The 19,116-nt window shown below is 36.4% G+C and carries 12 protein-coding genes; 11 read left to right on the top strand and 1 reads right to left on the bottom strand.

The features are described from left to right. From yidC to ACO6FI_RS02235, 9 genes are all read left to right on the top strand, one after another. Positions 1–978 (top strand): membrane protein insertase YidC (yidC, locus tag ACO6FI_RS02275; RefSeq protein WP_485455921.1); only part of this gene is annotated, 978 nt, incomplete at its 5' end. A gap of 10 nt (positions 979–988) precedes the next feature. Continuing rightward, positions 989–1,969 (top strand): RNA-binding cell elongation regulator Jag/EloR, encoded by a 981-nt coding sequence (jag, locus tag ACO6FI_RS02270; protein ID WP_485455920.1) that lies wholly within the window; start codon positions 989–991, stop codon positions 1,967–1,969. Positions 1,970–2,043: 74 nt separating this feature from the next. Further along, positions 2,044–3,414 (top strand): tRNA uridine-5-carboxymethylaminomethyl(34) synthesis GTPase MnmE, encoded by a 1,371-nt coding sequence (mnmE, locus tag ACO6FI_RS02265; RefSeq protein WP_485455919.1) that lies wholly within the window; start codon positions 2,044–2,046, stop codon positions 3,412–3,414. Between the two features lie 15 nt (positions 3,415–3,429). Continuing rightward, positions 3,430–5,316 carry a tRNA uridine-5-carboxymethylaminomethyl(34) synthesis enzyme MnmG gene (gene mnmG / locus ACO6FI_RS02260; RefSeq protein WP_485455918.1) on the top strand — a complete coding sequence of 629 codons (1,887 nt, stop codon included), beginning with the start codon at positions 3,430–3,432 and terminating at the stop codon, positions 5,314–5,316. Further along, complete coding sequence (gene rsmG / locus ACO6FI_RS02255) at positions 5,309–6,034, top strand: 16S rRNA (guanine(527)-N(7))-methyltransferase RsmG (RefSeq protein ID WP_485455917.1); 726 nt, start codon at positions 5,309–5,311, stop codon at positions 6,032–6,034. Before mnmG ends, rsmG begins: the two co-directional genes overlap by 8 nt. A gap of 1,618 nt (positions 6,035–7,652) precedes the next feature. Continuing rightward, positions 7,653–8,597 (top strand): alpha/beta fold hydrolase, encoded by a 945-nt coding sequence (locus ACO6FI_RS02250; RefSeq protein ID WP_485455916.1) that lies wholly within the window; start codon positions 7,653–7,655, stop codon positions 8,595–8,597. Positions 8,598–8,639: 42 nt separating this feature from the next. Continuing rightward, positions 8,640–9,410, top strand: coding sequence for a ParA family protein (locus ACO6FI_RS02245; protein WP_009446690.1), 771 nt, complete (start codon positions 8,640–8,642; stop codon positions 9,408–9,410). 2 nt (positions 9,411–9,412) lie between these two features. Continuing rightward, complete coding sequence (locus tag ACO6FI_RS02240) at positions 9,413–10,345, top strand: ParB/RepB/Spo0J family partition protein (protein WP_485455915.1); 933 nt, start codon at positions 9,413–9,415, stop codon at positions 10,343–10,345. 2 nt (positions 10,346–10,347) lie between these two features. Next, a complete protein-coding gene (locus ACO6FI_RS02235; RefSeq protein WP_485455914.1) occupies positions 10,348–10,851 on the top strand; it encodes a DUF4446 family protein in 504 nt (167 codons plus the stop codon). Between the two features lie 32 nt (positions 10,852–10,883). Here ACO6FI_RS02235 and ACO6FI_RS02230 read toward each other — a convergent pair whose 3' ends face one another. Then, positions 10,884–11,426, bottom strand: coding sequence for a biotin transporter BioY (locus ACO6FI_RS02230; protein WP_485455913.1), 543 nt, complete (start codon positions 11,424–11,426; stop codon positions 10,884–10,886). Positions 11,427–11,961: 535 nt separating this feature from the next. Here ACO6FI_RS02230 and ACO6FI_RS02225 point away from each other — a divergent pair. Together ACO6FI_RS02225 and rpsL are read left to right on the top strand one after the other, a co-directional pair. Further along, positions 11,962–18,426 carry a MucBP domain-containing protein gene (locus ACO6FI_RS02225; protein ID WP_485455912.1) on the top strand — a complete coding sequence of 2,155 codons (6,465 nt, stop codon included), beginning with the start codon at positions 11,962–11,964 and terminating at the stop codon, positions 18,424–18,426. A gap of 242 nt (positions 18,427–18,668) precedes the next feature. Beyond that, positions 18,669–19,088 (top strand): 30S ribosomal protein S12, encoded by a 420-nt coding sequence (rpsL, locus tag ACO6FI_RS02220; RefSeq protein WP_007594901.1) that lies wholly within the window; start codon positions 18,669–18,671, stop codon positions 19,086–19,088. Positions 19,089–19,116 lie beyond the last annotated feature (28 nt).

The raw sequence follows: 19,116 nt of genomic DNA, 5'->3' as shown, positions 1-19,116 counted from the left end.
GCCGAGACCAGAGCCGTATACAGTAAGTATGGTACAAGTATGACCGGCGGTTGTCTTCCGCTTCTTATACAGATGCCTATATTGTTCGGTCTGTATCAGGTTATATATAGAATTCCGGCGTATGTTACAAGTGTTCGCGGAGTTTTTGAGAATGTAGCAAATTCTCTTATGCAACAGCCTGATTATATCAATAAAATCAGTGATATGGCAAAAGCGGTCAGACTTCCTGTAGAGAACAACGACTATACTGTTACAAATAAGGTTATAGATTTATTATATAAGTTCACACCTGAGAAGTGGACTAAACTTGGTGAGACATTCCCAAGTATGAGTGATGTATTGAATACAAGCGTTCCGCTTATTAAGCAGATGAATTCATTTTTGGGAATTGATTTATCTGTGGCGCCTTGGCAGGGAATGAACCATATAAATATCGCTTGGATCATTCCGATACTTGCAGGCCTTACACAGTTTTTATCAACTAAGGTAATGACGGTAAATCAGCCGCAGAATTCAGGCAATGAAAGCGATATGGCAAAGCAGATGCAGAGCATGAATACTGTAATGCCACTTATGTCGGTATTCTTCTGCTTTACTCTTCCTGCAGGTATCGGTATATACTGGATTGCTTCAGCACTTGCAAGAACAATTATTCAGTTACTTGTTAATTATCAGTTAAAAGATATGGATATTGATAAATTAGTAGAAAATAATCTTGCAAAACAAAATGCAAAAAGAGCAAAACAGGGTCTTCCTGCACTCAGTGCAAATAAAAAGGTTATTGAGAATGCAAAGCATATGGATGAGATTGAAAAGCAGGAAAAAGAAAATAAAGCAAAGAAATATGAAGTGAATGCAAAGAATATAAAAGATTCTACCGAGTATTATAATAAAGATGCAAAGCCGGGATCACTTGCTTCTAAGGCCAATATGGTATCAAAGTACAACGAGAAGCAGAATTCTAAGAAAAATAAATAGGAGGAATGAGATGGATAGTGCTAGAGTTTCAGCGAGGAATTATGATGAAGCTTTGACAAAGGCATTGATTGAGCTTGGGACCACCAGTGACAATGTGGATGTAGAGATTATTGAAAGAGGCACAAACGGATTTTTGGGAATCATCGGTGTTAAGCCGTGGACACTTAAGGTCACTGTGAAGAAATCCGGCGATATCGAGGTTGCAAAGAAAAAGAATACAAATGCAGCCAAGAATGTAGCGACAAATGCGGCTACTAAAGCGGACCCGAAAGTAAGAGAACAAAAATCTCCTATTGAAAAGAAGGACATAGAAAAAAAAGATGAGCCTGTAAAAGAGCCTGTAGCACAAAAGAAAGAAGTTAAGGTAGAACCTGTAGAGATTTCTAAAGTCAAAGAGACCGCTACAGAGGCTGTAGATGAGTACACAAAATTCTATGGAGAAGATAAATATGAGAGCTCCAATAAGAAGATACTTACCAATGATGAGCTTGAAGCTGTCAGAGGCGTAGTTGACAGCTTTTTGAATGATTTGTTCAAGGCTATGGATTTGCCGGCACATGCAAATTATAATTTCTCATTTAAGACTAATGAGCTTTCTATAGTAATAGAGGGCGAGGAAGACCTGGGTGTACTTATCGGTAAAAGAGGTCAAACACTTGATTCATTACAGTATATTCTCAGTCTTGTAGTGAACAAGAGCAGCGAAAGCTATATAAGAATCAAGCTTGATACCGAGAACTACAGAAAAAAGAGAAAAGAAAAGCTTGAATTGCTTGCAAAGAATATAGCATCCAAGGTAAAGAAAACAGGCAGATTTACAGAGCTTGAGCCGATGAATGCTTATGAAAGAAGAATTATTCATGCCGTATTACAGGGTGACAATATGGTGTCAACAAAGAGCGTGGGTGAGGAGCCTTTCAGACATATTACAATCTATCCGAAGAAAAGCTTTAAACAAAATAAAAGAAGCCCTAAAAGGGAAATGCAATAAAGAACGGTCTTGTGAAAGAGGGCTATTGATAACATAGTTATTGATGGTCCTCTTTTCATATATTATGGAGGAATATGAAGAAAACAGATACTATTGCCGCTATTGCAACTGCACTTGGTGAAAGTGGAATAGGTATAATAAGAATCAGCGGTGAGGATGCTATAGGAATAGCGGATAAGATATTTAGCGGGAAAAAAAGTTTGAGAGAGGTTGAATCACATACCATAAACTACGGTCATGTATATTTCGGTGATGAGATAATAGATGAAGTGCTAGTAATGCTTATGAAAGCACCGAGAACTTTTACGGGTGAGGATACTGTGGAAATAAACTGTCATGGAGGTATACTTATTTTGGAGAAGGTACTTCATGCAGTGCTTAAATCAGGTGCAAGGCCTGCACTTCCGGGTGAGTTTACAAAGAGGGCCTTTTTAAACGGCAAGATGGACCTAAGTCAGGCTGAGGCTGTAATAGATATAATAGAGGCAAAGAATGATTTGGCGCTTAAAGCCGGTATAAGGCAGCTAAGCGGTGCATTGACTGAAAATATAAAGACAATCAGAGCCAAGATTTTGGAGCAAATAGCTTTTATAGAGGCCGCACTTGATGATCCCGAGCATTATTCGCTTGACGGTTACAGTGTAAAGTTGAGAAAGATTGTAAAAAAGCTTATTACAAGAATAGAATATTTGCAAAAATCATTTAAGGACGGAAGTATTATAAGAGAAGGTATAAATACCGTTATTATCGGGAAGCCTAATGCAGGAAAATCTTCTATCTTAAATCTCTTATCAAGGAGTGACAGAGCCATAGTCACGGATATCGCAGGCACTACCAGAGATACTTTGACAGAAAATATTAAGCTCTCAGGGATCAGTCTGAATATTACAGATACTGCAGGTATCAGAGAGACTGATGATGTTGTGGAAAGTATCGGTGTAAAGAAGGCTATAGAGGCAAGTAATAGTGCCGATTTGAACTTGGTAGTAATAGACGGACTGCTACCTCTTGACAGTGAAGATATCGGTTTGCTTGAAAGTGTTAAAGATAAGCAGGCTATAGTGCTTATCAATAAGTCTGATAAGGAACTTAAAGTAAGCGTCGACGATATAAGAAAATACAGCGATAAGGATGTAATAATCTTTTCGGCTAAGGATAATATAGGTGTGGATGAGCTTGAAGCTATGATAAAGGCTAAGTTTATTTCAAATGAGATAAACTTTAACGATCAGATTATTATAACCAATATCAGGCATCAGGAAATCATAAATGAGGCGATGGAGTCACTTGAGATGTGCCTTTCAAGTATTGATGAAGGATATGAGGAGGACTTCTTTACGATAGATTTATTAAATGCCTATGAGGCACTTGGAGAAATTATCGGGGAGACTGTGGATGATGATGTTGTAAATGAGATATTCTCAAAGTTTTGTATGGGTAAATAGACAGAAGGAAAATATATGATAATAGAAAAGACATACGATGTTGTTATAGTGGGGGCAGGTCATGCAGGATGTGAGGCTGCTCTTGCAAGTGCAAGGCTTGGTCTTAAGACAATCATTTTTACGGTAAGTGTGGATTCTATAGCAATGATGCCATGCAATCCGAATATCGGAGGCAGTTCAAAAGGACATCTGGTAAAGGAGCTTGATGCACTTGGCGGTGAAATGGGCAAATGTATAGATAAGACTTTTATACAGTCAAAGATGCTGAATGCTTCAAAGGGACCTGCAGTGCACTCACTTAGAGCGCAGGCGGATAAACAGGAATATTCAAAGCAGATGAGAAAGACTCTTGAGAACACTCCGAATTTGACTGTCTGTCAAAAAGAGATTACAAAACTTATTATTGAAGACAATGCATGTAAGGGTGTTGAGAGTGTATCAGGAAGTAAGTATTATGCAAAGGCTGTGGTACTTGCAACAGGTACATATTTGAAGGCAAGATGTATATATGGTGAGGTGGCCGAATATACAGGTCCTAACGGATTAAAGTCTGCAAATCATCTCTCGGAATCGCTTTTGGATGCAGGAATATCTCTAAACAGATTCAAAACAGGTACACCTGCCAGAGTTGACGGCAGAAGTATAGATTATTCCGGAATGCAGGAACAATATGGTGACAATCCGGTTGTACCTTTTTCTTTTGAAACCGATCCTGAAAGTGTACAGAAAGAACAGGTAAAATGCTATCTCGCTTATACCAACGAACATACTCATGAAATAATACGAGAGAATATAGGCAGGTCACCGCTGTTTTCAGGTGCTATAAAGGGTACAGGTCCGAGATACTGTCCGTCTATAGAGGATAAGGTCGTAAAGTTTCCGGATAAGGACAGACATCAGATATTTGTAGAGCCTGAGGGTTTATATACCAATGAGATGTATCTTTCAGGTTTGTCAAGTTCTCTACCTGAGGATGTACAGGAAGAAATGATAAAAAGTATCAAGGGGTTTGAAAATGCAAATATTGTCAGAAACGGATATGCTATAGAATACGACTGTATTGATGCCAGACAGCTTAAGGACAGCTTGGAGTTCAGAAATTTGGAAGGACTTTTTGCTGCAGGGCAGTTCAACGGAAGTTCAGGTTATGAGGAGGCTGCGGTACAAGGACTTATGGCGGGAATAAATGCCGCTATGAAGGTACTTGGACGAGAACCTGTAGTAATAGGCAGAGATCAGGGATATATAGGTGTACTGATAGACGATTTGGTGACTAAAGAAAGTCATGAACCGTATAGGATGATGACATCCAGATCGGAATACAGATTACTTCTAAGACAGGACAATGCAGATTTAAGACTTTCAAAAATAGGGCATGATGTAGGACTTATATCAGAAGAAAGATATGAAAGACTTTTAGAAAAAGAAAAGCAAATTTTTAATGAAGTTAAAAGGTTAAAAAATATACATATAGGTGCTACTGCTATAGTACAGGATTTCCTTGTAAGAAACGGATCCACTCCGCTTCAAACATCTGCAAATCTTGCGGAACTTATTAGGAGACCGGAGTTAAATTATGACCTTACAAGAGAGTTGGATCCTGACAGAAAAGAATTAAAGAAAGATATCAGAGATCAGGTAAATATAAATATAAAATATGAGGGATATATAAAACGTCAGGAGTCTCAGGTAAAACAGTTTAAAAAACTTGAAAATAAAAAGATTCCGCTTGATATAGACTACACCAAGGTAAACAGTCTGAGAATTGAGGCTGTACAAAAGCTTAGCAAAGTAAGGCCAAGCTCTATCGGACAGGCTTCAAGAATATCAGGTGTTTCACCGGCAGATATAACGGTATTACTTGTATATTTGGAGACCTATAAGGAGAAAAAAGATGTGTAATGATATGGACATATACTTGTCTGAAAATAATATATTGAATACTCCACTTTCAGATGAGAAAAAAGAAAAACTATATAGGTTTTATGAGATTTTAGTTGAGAAGAATAAGGTGATGAACCTTACATCTATTACAGATATAAGAGAATTTACATACAAACATATTATAGACAGTATTGCATTGGAAAAGCTGATAAAAGATATTGATGAAAAGGAGTACAGTATAGCGGACCTTGGTACAGGTGCAGGATTTCCGGGGATACCTTTAGCTATTGCGTTTCCAAACCTTAAACTGACTTTAATAGACAGCCTTAATAAGAGAATAAAATTCATACAGGAAGTTTGTGAAACATTGAATATAAAAAATGTGACTGCAATACATTCAAGAGCTGAGGATATAGCAAGAGATAAAATGTACAGAGAAAGTTTTGATATATGTGCATCCAGAGCGGTTGCAAATTTAGCCTCATTAAGTGAATACTGTCTTCCATTAGTAAAGGTTGGTGGAAGCTTTGTATCATATAAGTCAAAAGGTTATGATGTAGAAGTAAATGATGCAAAGAAGGCAATACAGGTACTTGGCGGTGAAATAGGTGAATCTGTAAAGTTTGAACTTGAGGAATATGGGGAAAGGATCCTGCTGGATATAAGGAAGGTAAAGCCTACCTCAGGTAAATATCCCAGAAAAGCAGGGTTACCTACTAAGGAACCTATAAAATAGATGTTTCATGTGAAACATCATAAATAAAACTTATGTTTCACATGAAACATAGAAGAATAAAATTTGTGTTTTATATAAAAAGATATAAACTCATGTTTCACATGAAACAATAAGAATAAGGCTCTACTGTGATGTTTCACATGAAACATACTGTAGGGCCTTTTTATGTATTGTAATTATGCCTACTATGTTAAGTGTTGGAATATGTTTCACTATTATTATTAAAGTTATTTTTTAATTTTAGAGCATAAGATATGTTTTAAATTGATATATACTAACGCTATAAATATCTCAGTTATTTATAGTGTTATATTGTATTAAAGAGTTTAAGTAATAATAACCTCCCATAGAAATATCATAGTTAATTATAAGGTTTAGATGAGCCTGTATAGTGAGGGATTTTTAAACGGATATTCAGCTTGTTTTATTGAGAACAGTACTGTTGATCTAAGATTATTGTTATATAAAATATTAGAAAAGGATAGATACTATAAAAAATATGGCTGTGAACCTTCAGCTTGAATATATGAGCAACCGGAATCAAAAACTGTATTATATTGAATATTGTATATGGTAAGGGCTGTAGATTATAAGAGTAATCTTCTATTAGCAAACAGTATAATCTATTATATCTTATTTAGGTCGCTATATTATTTTAAAAGTTTTTCTTATAAGCTGAAGTGATTTTTTGATTTTAATATTCTTATAGGGTATATAGGATAAGGAAAACTACTTATAACCGTTTATATTGGATTAGATATTTAAAATTTATAGATATATTTTTGAATGTTTAAACTGTTTTTATAATAAGGAGGTAAAAGTATATACTTTGAAATAAGCTGTTATATTTATACAAGTACATGTAGAATTTGAATATAAATAAAGTGTGTTATATATAAGTTGGAAATATATTATTATACGGAATGGATGTAAAAAAGTATTACATAGATGAGATATTATTCTTTATGACTTTATAATATTTAATATATCGGGATTATATTATTGGAAAGAGACTTACAGGTTAGTACTTTACTTCGGTTTAAATCAAATTGAAATATCTGCAGTACTATTTGAATCGTCATCGTATTATTATACGGATATGGTTGATATTAAATTCGGCATATTTATGGTGCGATAAAAGATATACTAATAAATCGGTTATATATAGAGATTGAGGACAAAAGTTATATAAATAAAATCATATATATTTATAATGTAAAGGAGTGGTTCTATAGGTAGCTACAGCTTTTGCAGGCTGAATAAAAGCTATAAATAAAATACATATTGGTCTGAATAGGTAAGAATAAAGTACAATAGAGATTTAAAATATTGAAGTTATTACTGTATAATTATTAAATATATCTGTATTACTTGGATAAGACTATTAGATTTATTACCATATAGAATCAAGTAAAGCCATTATATTAGGTGTAATACTAAACCATGTTCCGATGTTTCACATGAAACAAAGTATATGTTTCATGTGAAACATTAAAATATTTCCTCTTATTTCATTGATTAGGAAATATTAGTATGATAGAATATAAAAGTAAATAGATATTTGAGGATTTTATGGGTGTAGAACTTATATTATCCTATAAAGTAAGGGGTTTTCACAGTGAAAAAATACTTAAAGATTTTAACCGCAATGGTGATATCGTCTTCTACACTGATAGGTGTATCACTGATAAATAAAATTACAAGTATGCATGCTATATCAAAGAATCTCCTTGGAAAAGAAGAAACAAAAGAGTTTGAATGGAGATTTGGTACTATAAAGTACAGGAAAAAGGGACAGGGTAACCCTATTCTGTTAGTCCATTCACCGGATGTAGCATCGTCATCAGAAGAATGGTTCAAGATAACAGATATATTGGCTGAGTCACATACAGTATACAGTATAGACTTATTGGGATGCGGATTATCTGAGAAACCGTTTATGACATATACAAATCATATATTTGCACAGTTGATATGTGACTTCATAAAGGCAATAATAGGAAAAAGGACTACAGTAATTTCAAGTGGAAACAGCTCGGCTTTTGTTATTTCCGCCTGTGATAATGACAGTACATTATTTGAAAAAATAATACTTATTTCACCTGAGAAGCTTTCAAAAGGTCAGCTTATACCGGGAAAAAGAGCAAGAACTTATAAGGCTATTTTGAGTATGTCTGTACTTGGAAATCTTCTATATAATATAGCTACATTCAGGTGGAATATAAAATACAATGTAAGATCCGATTTTTATAGAAAAGACAGATTCACAAAGGATATGCTGGATAAATGTTATGAGGCTGCACATAGAGGTTTGTCTCCGAAATCGTTGTACTCCAGTATAGTGTGTTTCTATATCAAGAAAAATATAAAGTTCGAGTTGTCTCAAATAGACAACAGTATAGTTGTATTTGAGGGTAGATACAATAAGGATGCGTCGAATATAATTAAGGAATATATGAGAGTCAATCCGGCAATAGAGTCTGTTATTATTGATGACTCTAATAAATACCCACATATTGAAAACGATAAGGAGTTTTTAAATGCTCTCAGTATATATCTGTAAAATACAAATAGAAAGGAACAAGCTGAATGCTTGAATAATATTATGACGAAAATTATTTCATTTGCAAACCAAAAAGGTGGTGTAGGTAAGACTACTACTGCTGTAAATCTTGCAGCCGCTTTGGCTGAAGCAGGTCAAAGTGTGTTGGCAATAGATTTTGATCCTCAGGGAAACTTATCAAGCGGACTTGGAATTGATAAATTGAACACTGAAAAGACTATATACGAAGTAATTATAGGTGATGAAAATATAAATGATGCGATATTGAGTACCGAGGTGGAAAACCTTGATATAATACCGAGTAATGTGGATTTATCAGGTGCCGAGATAGAGCTTTTGGAGCTTGAGGACAGAGAGAGAACGCTTAGAAGAAAGATAAGTGAGATATATAAGGAATACGATTATATAATAATAGACTGTCCTCCAAGTCTCAGTCTTCTTACCATAAATGCATTTATGGCATCAGACAGTGTGGTGATACCTATTCAATGTGAATACTATGCCCTTGAGGGACTTAATCAGATGCTCAGAACTGTGAATTTGATCAGAGAGAGACTGAATCCGACACTTGAGATAGAGGGAATAGTCTTTACAATGTATGATGCCAGAAATAATCTGAGCGGACAGGTTATAGAGGGAGTAAAGAGCGTTATCTCTAATGAAAATATATTTGAAACTATAATACCTAGGAATGTAAAATTGGCTGAGGCTCCGAGCTTCGGAATGCCGATAACGGAATATGATACTACTTCAACAGGAGCACAGGCATATAGAATGTTGGCATCTGAAGTACTAAGTAAGAGCGGGAGGTAAAAATGGCAAAGAGAATGGCACTTGGAAAGGGCGCAGATGCTCTTCTTAGAAATATAAATGGAACCAATACAGCTATTGACGAGGCAGTGGATAAGAATATAGATGACAATACAAACAAAAAAGCCGGTGAATTGATGGTAAAGATTTCGTTAGTAGAGCCAAACAGAAATCAGCCAAGAAAGATGTTTGATAAGGACAGCCTTGATGAATTGACAAAATCGGTAAAACAGTACGGAGTGTTACAGCCTATTATAGTAAAGAAAATCGGTAACAGATATGAAATAGTTGCAGGTGAAAGGCGCTGGAGAGCAGCACAGGCGGCAGGATTATCTGAAGTACCTGTAGTTGTAAGAGATTATGACGACCAAAAGGCTAAGGAAATTGCTATTATAGAGAATATACAGAGGACAGATTTGAACCCTATTGAAGAAGCGCTTGCATATAAGAGTCTTATAGAGGAATATAATCTGACACAGGAAGAGTTATCTGATAAGGTTTCAAAGAATCGCTCTACTATCACCAATTCACTCAGACTTTTGAAGCTCAGTAAAAATATACAGCAGTATATGATAGACGGACAGATTTCATCAGGTCATGCCAGAGCACTTTTAAGCCTTGAGGATGAGGGAAAAAGAGAGTTGCTTGCACTGGATATAATGAAGAGAAGTTTAAGCGTAAGAGATACTGAAAAGGCGGCCAAGGCACTGTCAAAAAAGAAAAATGTGGAGCTTTCGGCTTTAACAGAGCCGAGTAAGGAAGATACTGTCAGAGACTTATCACTTTTTTATAAGGAATATGAAGACAGTATTCAAGGAGTACTGGGTACCAAGGTACATATAAATCAAAAAGACAAAAATAAAGGAAGAATAGAAATAGAATATTATTCTCAGGTTGAACTTGACAGAATAATGGATATTTTTAAGACATTAGGATAATGATGATGAATTTTACAATAGATAATAGGATTTTGTTTGGCTTTATCATTGTAGTGGCTATTTTTAACTTTATACTGTTTATATCTATGGTTAGGCATAGAATAAAATACAGAAGACTTTTTAAATCATATGATAACTTTATGACAGGAAAGACCGCTAAGAATCTTGAGGATATTATAATCCTTTTGAGAAAAGATATTCGCAGTTTGAAGAATGAGAACAGACTGAACAGAGAAGCTATAAGAGAACTGAACAAGGTGCAAAGGGAATGTTATCAAAAGATCGGCATACTTAAGTATGATGCATTTGAAGGAATGGGAGGAAAGCTGAGCTTTGCACTCTGTATGTTAAACTACAGAAACTCAGGATATATAATAAGCAGTATACATTCAAGAGAGACCACTTTTAATTATATAAGAATAGTTGAGAACGGTCAGACAGATCAGGTACTTTCAGATGAAGAAAAAATTGTTTTGGAACAGGCCTTAGGATATAGGGAGAGATAAAAAAATCCGTACTTTTTTGTACGGATTTTTTATTATAGATTAATATTAGCCAATCTCTTATTTATTTGTGTACCAAGTATAACGGCCACTACAATCTTTACAGCATCTCCTATCAAGAAAGGTACAACGCACAAAAGCAGTGATACGATAAAGCCTTTTCCCTGCTGATATGAAAACCATATTGTGCCGAGAATGTAGCAAAGAGCTAAGCCTGTTATCATTCCGATTACATCAAAAATAATGCCCTTTTTCATATGTATAAAAAGTGAACTTATATAAACTGTAAATAAAAATCCTATTATATAACCTCCTGTAGGACCGACCAGTTTAGATAGACCCCCTGAATATCCTGAGAATACAGGAAGTCCGAATGTACCAAGTAATATAAATATTATTACTGAAACCAGTGCATCTACAGGTGAAAGCACATATGCTGCAAGGTATACGGCCAGTACACCAAGTGAGACAGGCACAGGACTGATAAATAGCGGTATGGAAATCGGTGCCAATATACATAACACGGCTGTCATAAGTGCTATTATCGCCATCTTCTTGACAGAAAAAGTTTTCGACATAAAAATCTCCTATAAAAATAAAATTTGATACTTATAAATATTTGTATTTAACAAGCATAAGAAAATGATATTATAAATACATAATAATGTCAACTAAAAATACTTAAAGGTTAACATTAAAAACAAAAATATAAATTTTTATCAGTATAATATATTGCCGTTAAAATTGTTCGGGTAAGATATATAATGAGTTTAATGAATAAAATTGAAACAAGAAAAGAACCACCTATTTATAAAAACTTCCAAATACAGTGTAGTATAATCATAAAATTATAGTTGAAAGTAATGCAACGTATAAGCAATATAAGACGTTTTAAAATACAAATATAAAAACATGTATATTAAGATAGAACTTAAATTTATTCAAGATGAAGATCTCGACTTTCTGATGAAAGTTTATTCTTTAGTAGATTTTTACTGGTATTTAACATTTGAAAATGTTACTATATACGAGCGAAGTTATATAAAGTATAACTTTTTGTAATATGACAGAATATATTACAGCTTTGGTGTACTAAAAAATTAGGAGATAGAGATGAGTGTAAGGAGAAGAAAGACTGATTTTTTTTTATATGTACTTTTTTTGATGCTGTTGGCATCCTTTGCCTTTTATCCGAATGAAGTAAAAGCAACAGGCACAGGAGCTACTGCAACAGAGATTGTATACAACGATACAAGTCAAACTGTATCGGAGCCGGGAAGATTGGAATCTTTTTGGCTTAATATAAGTGTATCAGGTGGAACTTATTCAGAACCATATTCAATACTTTATTTGAAAAGAAATGAATTTGACAGACCTGATGTCAATCAATTCAGATCCAATACTATAAAAAGTGCCACATTGACAAATGACGCTACATATTGGAAAGTAAAAATAGTTTACAATGTGCTCTCACCGGGACCGAGAATAGGAAATCCGTTTAGAATTTCCATGATAAACGGTAAATTTGCAAACGGTGAGACAGCTACTATTGAAACAAGACTTTTTACAAAAGACGGTGTGGAACTTGCAAATTCAAGCAAACAGCTTACCGCACAGACTTATGTAATGGGTATTAACAGTAATGATGACGGAAACATAAGAGGTTGGACTAAGGGCGGTAGTGACACTTTGGTTCAGGTAACTGACGATCAAACAGATGCCACTCATACACATCTAAAGAACGGATTTACAGATACTTGGTACAGTTATGCTCAAAACGGAAAAAAGCATGTGAACGATACTGAGGTGAACGGTTATAACTATGGTGTGGACAGAAGGAAAAAAAGAACCGTTCTGTCATTGCTTCCGGGTATGATATGGGATCCGAGTTTGCCTGACAATAGTGATTGGACCTATGATCCGGTTAATCACACTATTACAAAAGATACAGTAACAAATCCGGGTGCACCAAGCTATATGTTAAAGTTTACAATAAAGCATGACGGTACTCAAACTGTAAATGAAAACAGATATACGGACGTTTTTATACCGCAGACCAATTATCTTGTAAATGATGACGGCACTGTGGATCTTGGTACTGAGAGAAAGTCTAAAGTTTATAAGTCATATAAGTACACACAAAAGTTGTATCTTACAAAGAGAAACGTATTTCCTGAAACTAATGAAAACGGTCAATTAAAAGCATTTTCGTCAGGAGATTTATATACAAATCTTGGTGATAATGACGGCAAGGATAAATGGCTTATAAATGTATCACAGTACTGGGGAGCGGGTAATGTAACAGGCTCCACTACAAGTTTCAGGTCCATAAAGGACACTCCGCATGAGAATGTGGATTTCCAAGGATACGGACTTAGAGTGTTTGAGTTGATGTTTGATGCCGCAAATCGTGCAAAGCTTTCTCACAATAAGCTTATAGGTATAAATGATGACAATACAGAGGAAGTGATTGATACAAATATACCTTATACCGCAGTGAACAATACTGATGAGTATTATAAGTGGAATACCGAAAATATGATTACGCCTAAGCACTATAAGTCAATACGACTTGATTTTGATGATGATATAACTATTTCGGGATATGGAGAGTATGCAGTAGGATTATTTGTAGAAAGTAAGCTTACAGCTCCGGTGGTGACAGCTATCCAAAACAGAATAAATACAAATAACATATATACCGTATACAATACCGGAGAAGCACTATCAAGCAGCGGTACAAGCTTGAGGTCACAGCTTGTTAGAAGACATTATGCAAAGAATTATGCGAGAATTGAACTGCTTCCGCATTCTCAAAATGTCAACGGTAACCCTAATGTCACAAATGTTCAGTTAGGTGATAATGTACTATATCATGTATACACAAATTATAATTCATATTTGAATGCGGACAGAACGGTAGACAATGCCAAGCTTATATTCCTGGTAGACCCTGAGCTTGAGTTCAGTACTGCATTACATCATACTTATCAGGCGAAGTACAGATTTACTTTAGATACAACACCGCAGAGAATAGACGACTATAAGGGTACAGGTAAGACAGCCTATGTCTTTAATTTGAATAACTTTACATTGCCGAAGGTTCCGGGTACGTTTAGCGGTGTGGACAGAATGTATTATACCTTCAAGCCGACAACTGCACTAAGTGAAGGTGAGCATACCGTGGAGTCATTCCTAAGCTGGGATAACAACTCAACCGATGCAAGCGGAACCGATCCGAATACAGTTTACTCTTCTACAGTTGTCAATGCACAAAGGGGTATAAGCTTCCTTGATAAATACGATGCAAATAACAACGGAAATACAAATGACAGGCTCTCATACCTTTCCTTTAAATTTAACTTTGTACCGCCAAGAGCGGTTATCCTCACAAAGAAACAAAAGCTTGCCACAGATACCACATATAAGAGTACTATAAAAGCGGAAAAAGGAGATATCGTAGAGTATAAATTATCTGCATGGAATAATTCCATTGATAATGCAACGGCAGTTAATATCATGGACATTCTCCCATATGCCAATGATAAGGCGATAGTAAAGGATGACAGTGGAAACTATGTAAGCCGAGGTTCAAAGATGTATCCTGTTTTGCAGGGACCTGTAAGCGCACCGAGCGGATATAGTGTTTATTATTCTACAGATGCTCCGGCAGGTACAATCGAAGGAAATGTAGGTGCAAACTGGGTACCTGCATCGGCTGTTACAGACTGGTCAACTGTCACCATGTTTAAGGCGGTGATGAATACAAGCTACAGGCTGACTCCGGGAAGTACGGATGATTTTACATACTCCGTAAAGATACCTGAGACTAAGGAACTTGATGCTGATGCAAGTGCCAACAACTCTGTAGCGTCATGGTATGGAAACAACTTAACAGGTGCCTCCGAGTCAACAGTATCAAAGGTGGGTATAAATAAATATCTTATATCAGGTAAAGTTTATTACGATGTGGATGAGAACAATGAGTTCAATACAGGAGATTTTGTAGGAGCAAATAAGCCTGTAAGGCTTGTAAAGATGGAAAACGGTACACCTACAGTGGTGGATACGGTATTTACGGATGCAAACGGTAATTATACCTTTAAGAATAAGATAAGTAATGCCGGAGATTATAAGGTGTATATAGAGATTTTCCCCGGAGATACTATAAGACCGTTAAATCCGAGTACTGTAACAAAGATAGGAAATGAGTTTTCAAGCTATGAGGTATTGCCTTCAAAGCTTAAGGAAAACGAAAACCCTGTTCCGAACATGCACTGGGCGGTGGTGGATGTGTCACTTACAAGGACTGACAATACCAAGATAGAAAACCTCGGATTAAAGACATTGTACTCAAACCTTATAGTAAAGCATATAAAAAGAGATGACAACACGGAGCTTTCGCCTACAACAACTGTAAGGATGCCAAGGTGGACACCGTATACTACAAATCCTGTAACGGATACCTATTATGAGGCTGAGACACCTCTTCCTACAAATAAGGACGGAGAGTACGGTGACAACGACACCACGGTAACCTATTATTATGTAAGAAAGAATGCAGGCGATGTGACTGTACATCACTATGAAGAGAACACCACAACAGAGCTTGCCACAACGGTAGTACTTCCGGGAGCAAATAAGTTCAGATTAAACTATAATACCAATGAAGAAAGTATCACAAACTATGAATTGGTAGCACAGCCGACAAATAAAAACGGAACATATATCTTGTTGCCTCAGACTGTCGATTACTTCTACAGAAGAAAGAATGCAGGAAATATAATTGTCAAGTATCTTGAAACGGGAACAAATAATCCTGTTCACGCTCAAAAGGTATTGTACGGAACGAAAAAGCTTGGACTTAATTACTCTGAGAGTCCTGAGAGTATTACATACTACGATCTTGATACAACAAACCTGCCTACAAATGACAGCGGAGTGTATACGGTAGCACCGATTACAATCACTTATTACTATAAGAGACAGAATGCAGGTGATGTAACTGCAACCTATGTGGATGTAGATACAAATACGGCACTGCATACTCCTGAAGTACAAAACGGTGCGGGAAAGCTTGGACTTGCCTACGATACGGATGTAAAGAGTTTTACTAATTATACACTTATGGCGGTACCTACAAATAAGTCAGGAAACTTTGATACTACAAATATACTTGTGGAGTATAAGTACAGAAGAAATGATGCAGGAAAGGTAACGGCTACCTATGTGGATGTCGATACGGGAGCGACTCTTCATGCGGCCATAGAACAGGACGGAAGCAGAAAACTCGGATTGCCTTATGATACCGATCAAAAGAGCTTCACCAATTATGATCTGATTGCGGTACCAAGTAATAAGAATGGCAACTTTGGGACTGTTCAGATATTTGTAGAATATAAGTACAGAAGACAAAATGCCGGAGACGTAACGGCAACCTACAAAGATGAGGACACCGGGAATATACTTCATGCTCCTGAAGTACAAAGCGGAGCAAGAAAGCTTGGACTGCCTTATGATACGGACCAAAAGGTATTTAATTACTATGACCTTATAACTGTGCCTACAAACAAAGCAGGAAACTTCATAACAGGAAGTATACTTGTAGAGTATAAGTACAGAAGACAGAATGCCGGAAATGTAAGAGTAAGACATCTGGATGCAATAACCAATGCACCTCTTGCAGCTGAAGAATTCTTGGACGGAAGCAGAAAGCTTGGACTAAACTACACCACACAGGCAAAGAGCTCTACCGACCTACCGAACTATGAGCTCTTTGGAGGAATACCTGCCAATGCAAACGGAGTATATACTGCAGGAAGTGATATCATAGTCACATATCTTTATCAAAGAGAGAATGCAGGAAATGTAATAGCTACTTATAAAGATGAGGCCGACGGACATGAGCTTCATCCTCTTGTAGGACAAAGCGGAGCCGGAATGCTGGGACTTGCCTACGATACCGAAGCAAAGAGTTTTGACAACTACGACCTTATAAGTATTCCTACCAATAAGTCCGGAACATTCTCACATAGTAATGTATTGGTAGAGTATGTATACAGAAGAAAAGATGCAGGAGCGGTAAGAGTAAATCATATCGAAGCGGGAACCGGAGAGGTACTGCACAGCCCAAGTGTACTTGACGGAAGCAGGAAACTTGGACTTACTTATACTACAAACAGTGAAAATATAAACTTCTACGATTTGGTAGGTGTACCTGCCAACGCAAACGGAATCTTTACGGTAGGAGAACAGGTGGTAAACTATGAGTACGCAAGAAAGAATGCGGGAGATGTAGTTGTACGCCATCTCTCAAAGTATGACGGAAGTGAGCTTATAGCAAATGAAGTACTTGACGGAAGCAGAAAGCTTGGACTTACATATACTTCAAATGCGGCAGATATTGATTACTTTGAGATAGATACCGTTCCTTCAAATAAAGACGGAGTATATACAACATTGACACAGACTGTAAACTATATCTACAGAAGAAAGAATGCAGGAAGTGTAAAAGCGCTATATGTGGATGAAGAAGGAAATGAGCTTGCAAACAGTGAAGTATTATCGGGAGTTGAGAATGCAGGATTACCTTATAATACTGTAGCAAAGAGTATAACCCACTATGAGCTTGTAAGTATGCCTAATAATGCAAGCGGAGTATTTAGTGAGAATGAACAGACGGTTACCTATGTATACAGAAGAAAGAATGCAGGAAGTGTAAAAGTATTCTATATAGACGGTGACAGCGGAAGTAACCTTGCAGAGCCTAAGATTCTTGACGGAAATAAAAAGCTGGGACTTGCATATACTACAGAGCCTGAGAATATAGAGTTCCATGACCTTATAAGTATGCCTGCAAATAAAGACGGAGTATTTAGTGAGAATGAGCAGACAGTTACTTATGTGTATGGAAGAAAGAATACAGAAAATGTAACAATACATTATGTAAATACCGCACATCTTAAGATAAAGAATGATGATATCTTAGACGGAAGTAAAAAACTCGGATTGCCGTTTACAACAAGCGCTGTGGAGATTGCAGGATATCACTTTACAATGGTGGAAGGAGTAAACTTCGGAATACTCGGCTTACCTGATCAAAGTGTAAATAACGGAATATTCAAAGAGGGAGCACAGGAAATAACTTATGTATACCGAAAAGATCCGAGTGTAGTAATCACACCTACAAAGCCTGTACCGGCTACACCAAGTAATATAGCAGATCCGAGAGACTGGAACAGAGACTTTATTATAAGACCGGGAATGGCGACATCATCAGTAGCTACAAGGTCAAATACAAGTAGAGGAGGATCATCGGATTTAACACTAAGGCCTGCAAAGACGTTAAAGCTTATAGATAATGCAACAATTGATAAGAGGGATGAAAACCTGACAAATCTGAACCCTGTAATACCGGAGCCTCCAAAGAAGGCGAATATGGTAGTACCGCAGGATGAGAACAGAGCTAAAAAGCTGCCTGTACCAAAGACGGCGGATGAGAATAAGACATATATCTATTTGATGATGCTTATAATATCATTAGCAGCTTTGATAAAACTTAGAAGAAAAACAAAATAAAATCTTTTACCCCGGCCGTTTAGGTCGGGGGTTTTATTGTATCAGCTAAAAATAAAGTAAATCGGCCGCTTTGTAAGAAAACCGTCAGAATTACAGAAGTGAATAGTATTGACAATGTGCGGTTCTTTTAGTAACATTAAATACTGTGTAAATAGGCGATGGTATTTACACACAGTGAATAGGCGATGGTATTCACAAATAACAAAAATGTAAAGCAACCAATAAAAAAGGAGGAAAAAGGAATGCCAACATTTAACCAGTTAGTTAGAAAAGGCAGACAGACTTCAGTTAAAAAGTCAACAGCTCCTGCTCTTCAGAAGGGATTCAACTCACTTCATAAGAAGTCAACCGATATCTCTTCACCACAGAAAAGAGGAGTATGTACAGCTGTTAAGACTGCAACACCTAAGAAGCCTAACTCAGCGCTTCGTAAGATTGCCAGAGTTCGTCTTTCTAACGGAATCGAAGTAACAAGCTATATCCCTGGAGAGGGACATAACCTTCAGGAGCATAGCGTTGTGCTTATCCGTGGAGGTAGAGTAAAGGACTTACCCGGTACAAGATACCATATTATTCGTGGTACTTTAGATACTGCAGGTGTCGCTAACAGAAAACAGGCCCGTTCAAAGTACGGTGCTAAGAGACCGAAAGATAAGAAATAAGAACTAAAGATACAAAATATAATTCTTT

The organism is Lachnoanaerobaculum sp. (genome assembly GCF_057250505.1).
The sequence above is the reverse complement of the archived record's forward strand: the minus strand, read 5'-3'. Positions and strand labels throughout refer to the sequence as shown.

Excerpts from the sequence above, each read along its gene's own strand:
- ACO6FI_RS02235 (WP_485455914.1), top strand. The coding sequence starts at position 10,348 with ATGATGAATTTTACAATAGATAATAGGATTTTGTTTGGCTTTATCATT.
- ACO6FI_RS02225 (WP_485455912.1), top strand. The coding sequence starts at position 11,962 with ATGAGTGTAAGGAGAAGAAAGACTGATTTTTTTTTATATGTACTTTTT.
- rsmG (WP_485455917.1), top strand. The coding sequence starts at position 5,309 with ATGTGTAATGATATGGACATATACTTGTCTGAAAATAATATATTGAAT.
- ACO6FI_RS02245 (WP_009446690.1), top strand. The coding sequence starts at position 8,640 with ATGACGAAAATTATTTCATTTGCAAACCAAAAAGGTGGTGTAGGTAAG.
- ACO6FI_RS02230 (WP_485455913.1), bottom strand. The coding sequence starts at position 11,426 with ATGTCGAAAACTTTTTCTGTCAAGAAGATGGCGATAATAGCACTTATG.
- mnmE (WP_485455919.1), top strand. The coding sequence starts at position 2,044 with ATGAAGAAAACAGATACTATTGCCGCTATTGCAACTGCACTTGGTGAA.
- mnmG (WP_485455918.1), top strand. The coding sequence starts at position 3,430 with ATGATAATAGAAAAGACATACGATGTTGTTATAGTGGGGGCAGGTCAT.
- jag (WP_485455920.1), top strand. The coding sequence starts at position 989 with ATGGATAGTGCTAGAGTTTCAGCGAGGAATTATGATGAAGCTTTGACA.
- ACO6FI_RS02240 (WP_485455915.1), top strand. The coding sequence starts at position 9,413 with ATGGCAAAGAGAATGGCACTTGGAAAGGGCGCAGATGCTCTTCTTAGA.
- rpsL (WP_007594901.1), top strand. The coding sequence starts at position 18,669 with ATGCCAACATTTAACCAGTTAGTTAGAAAAGGCAGACAGACTTCAGTT.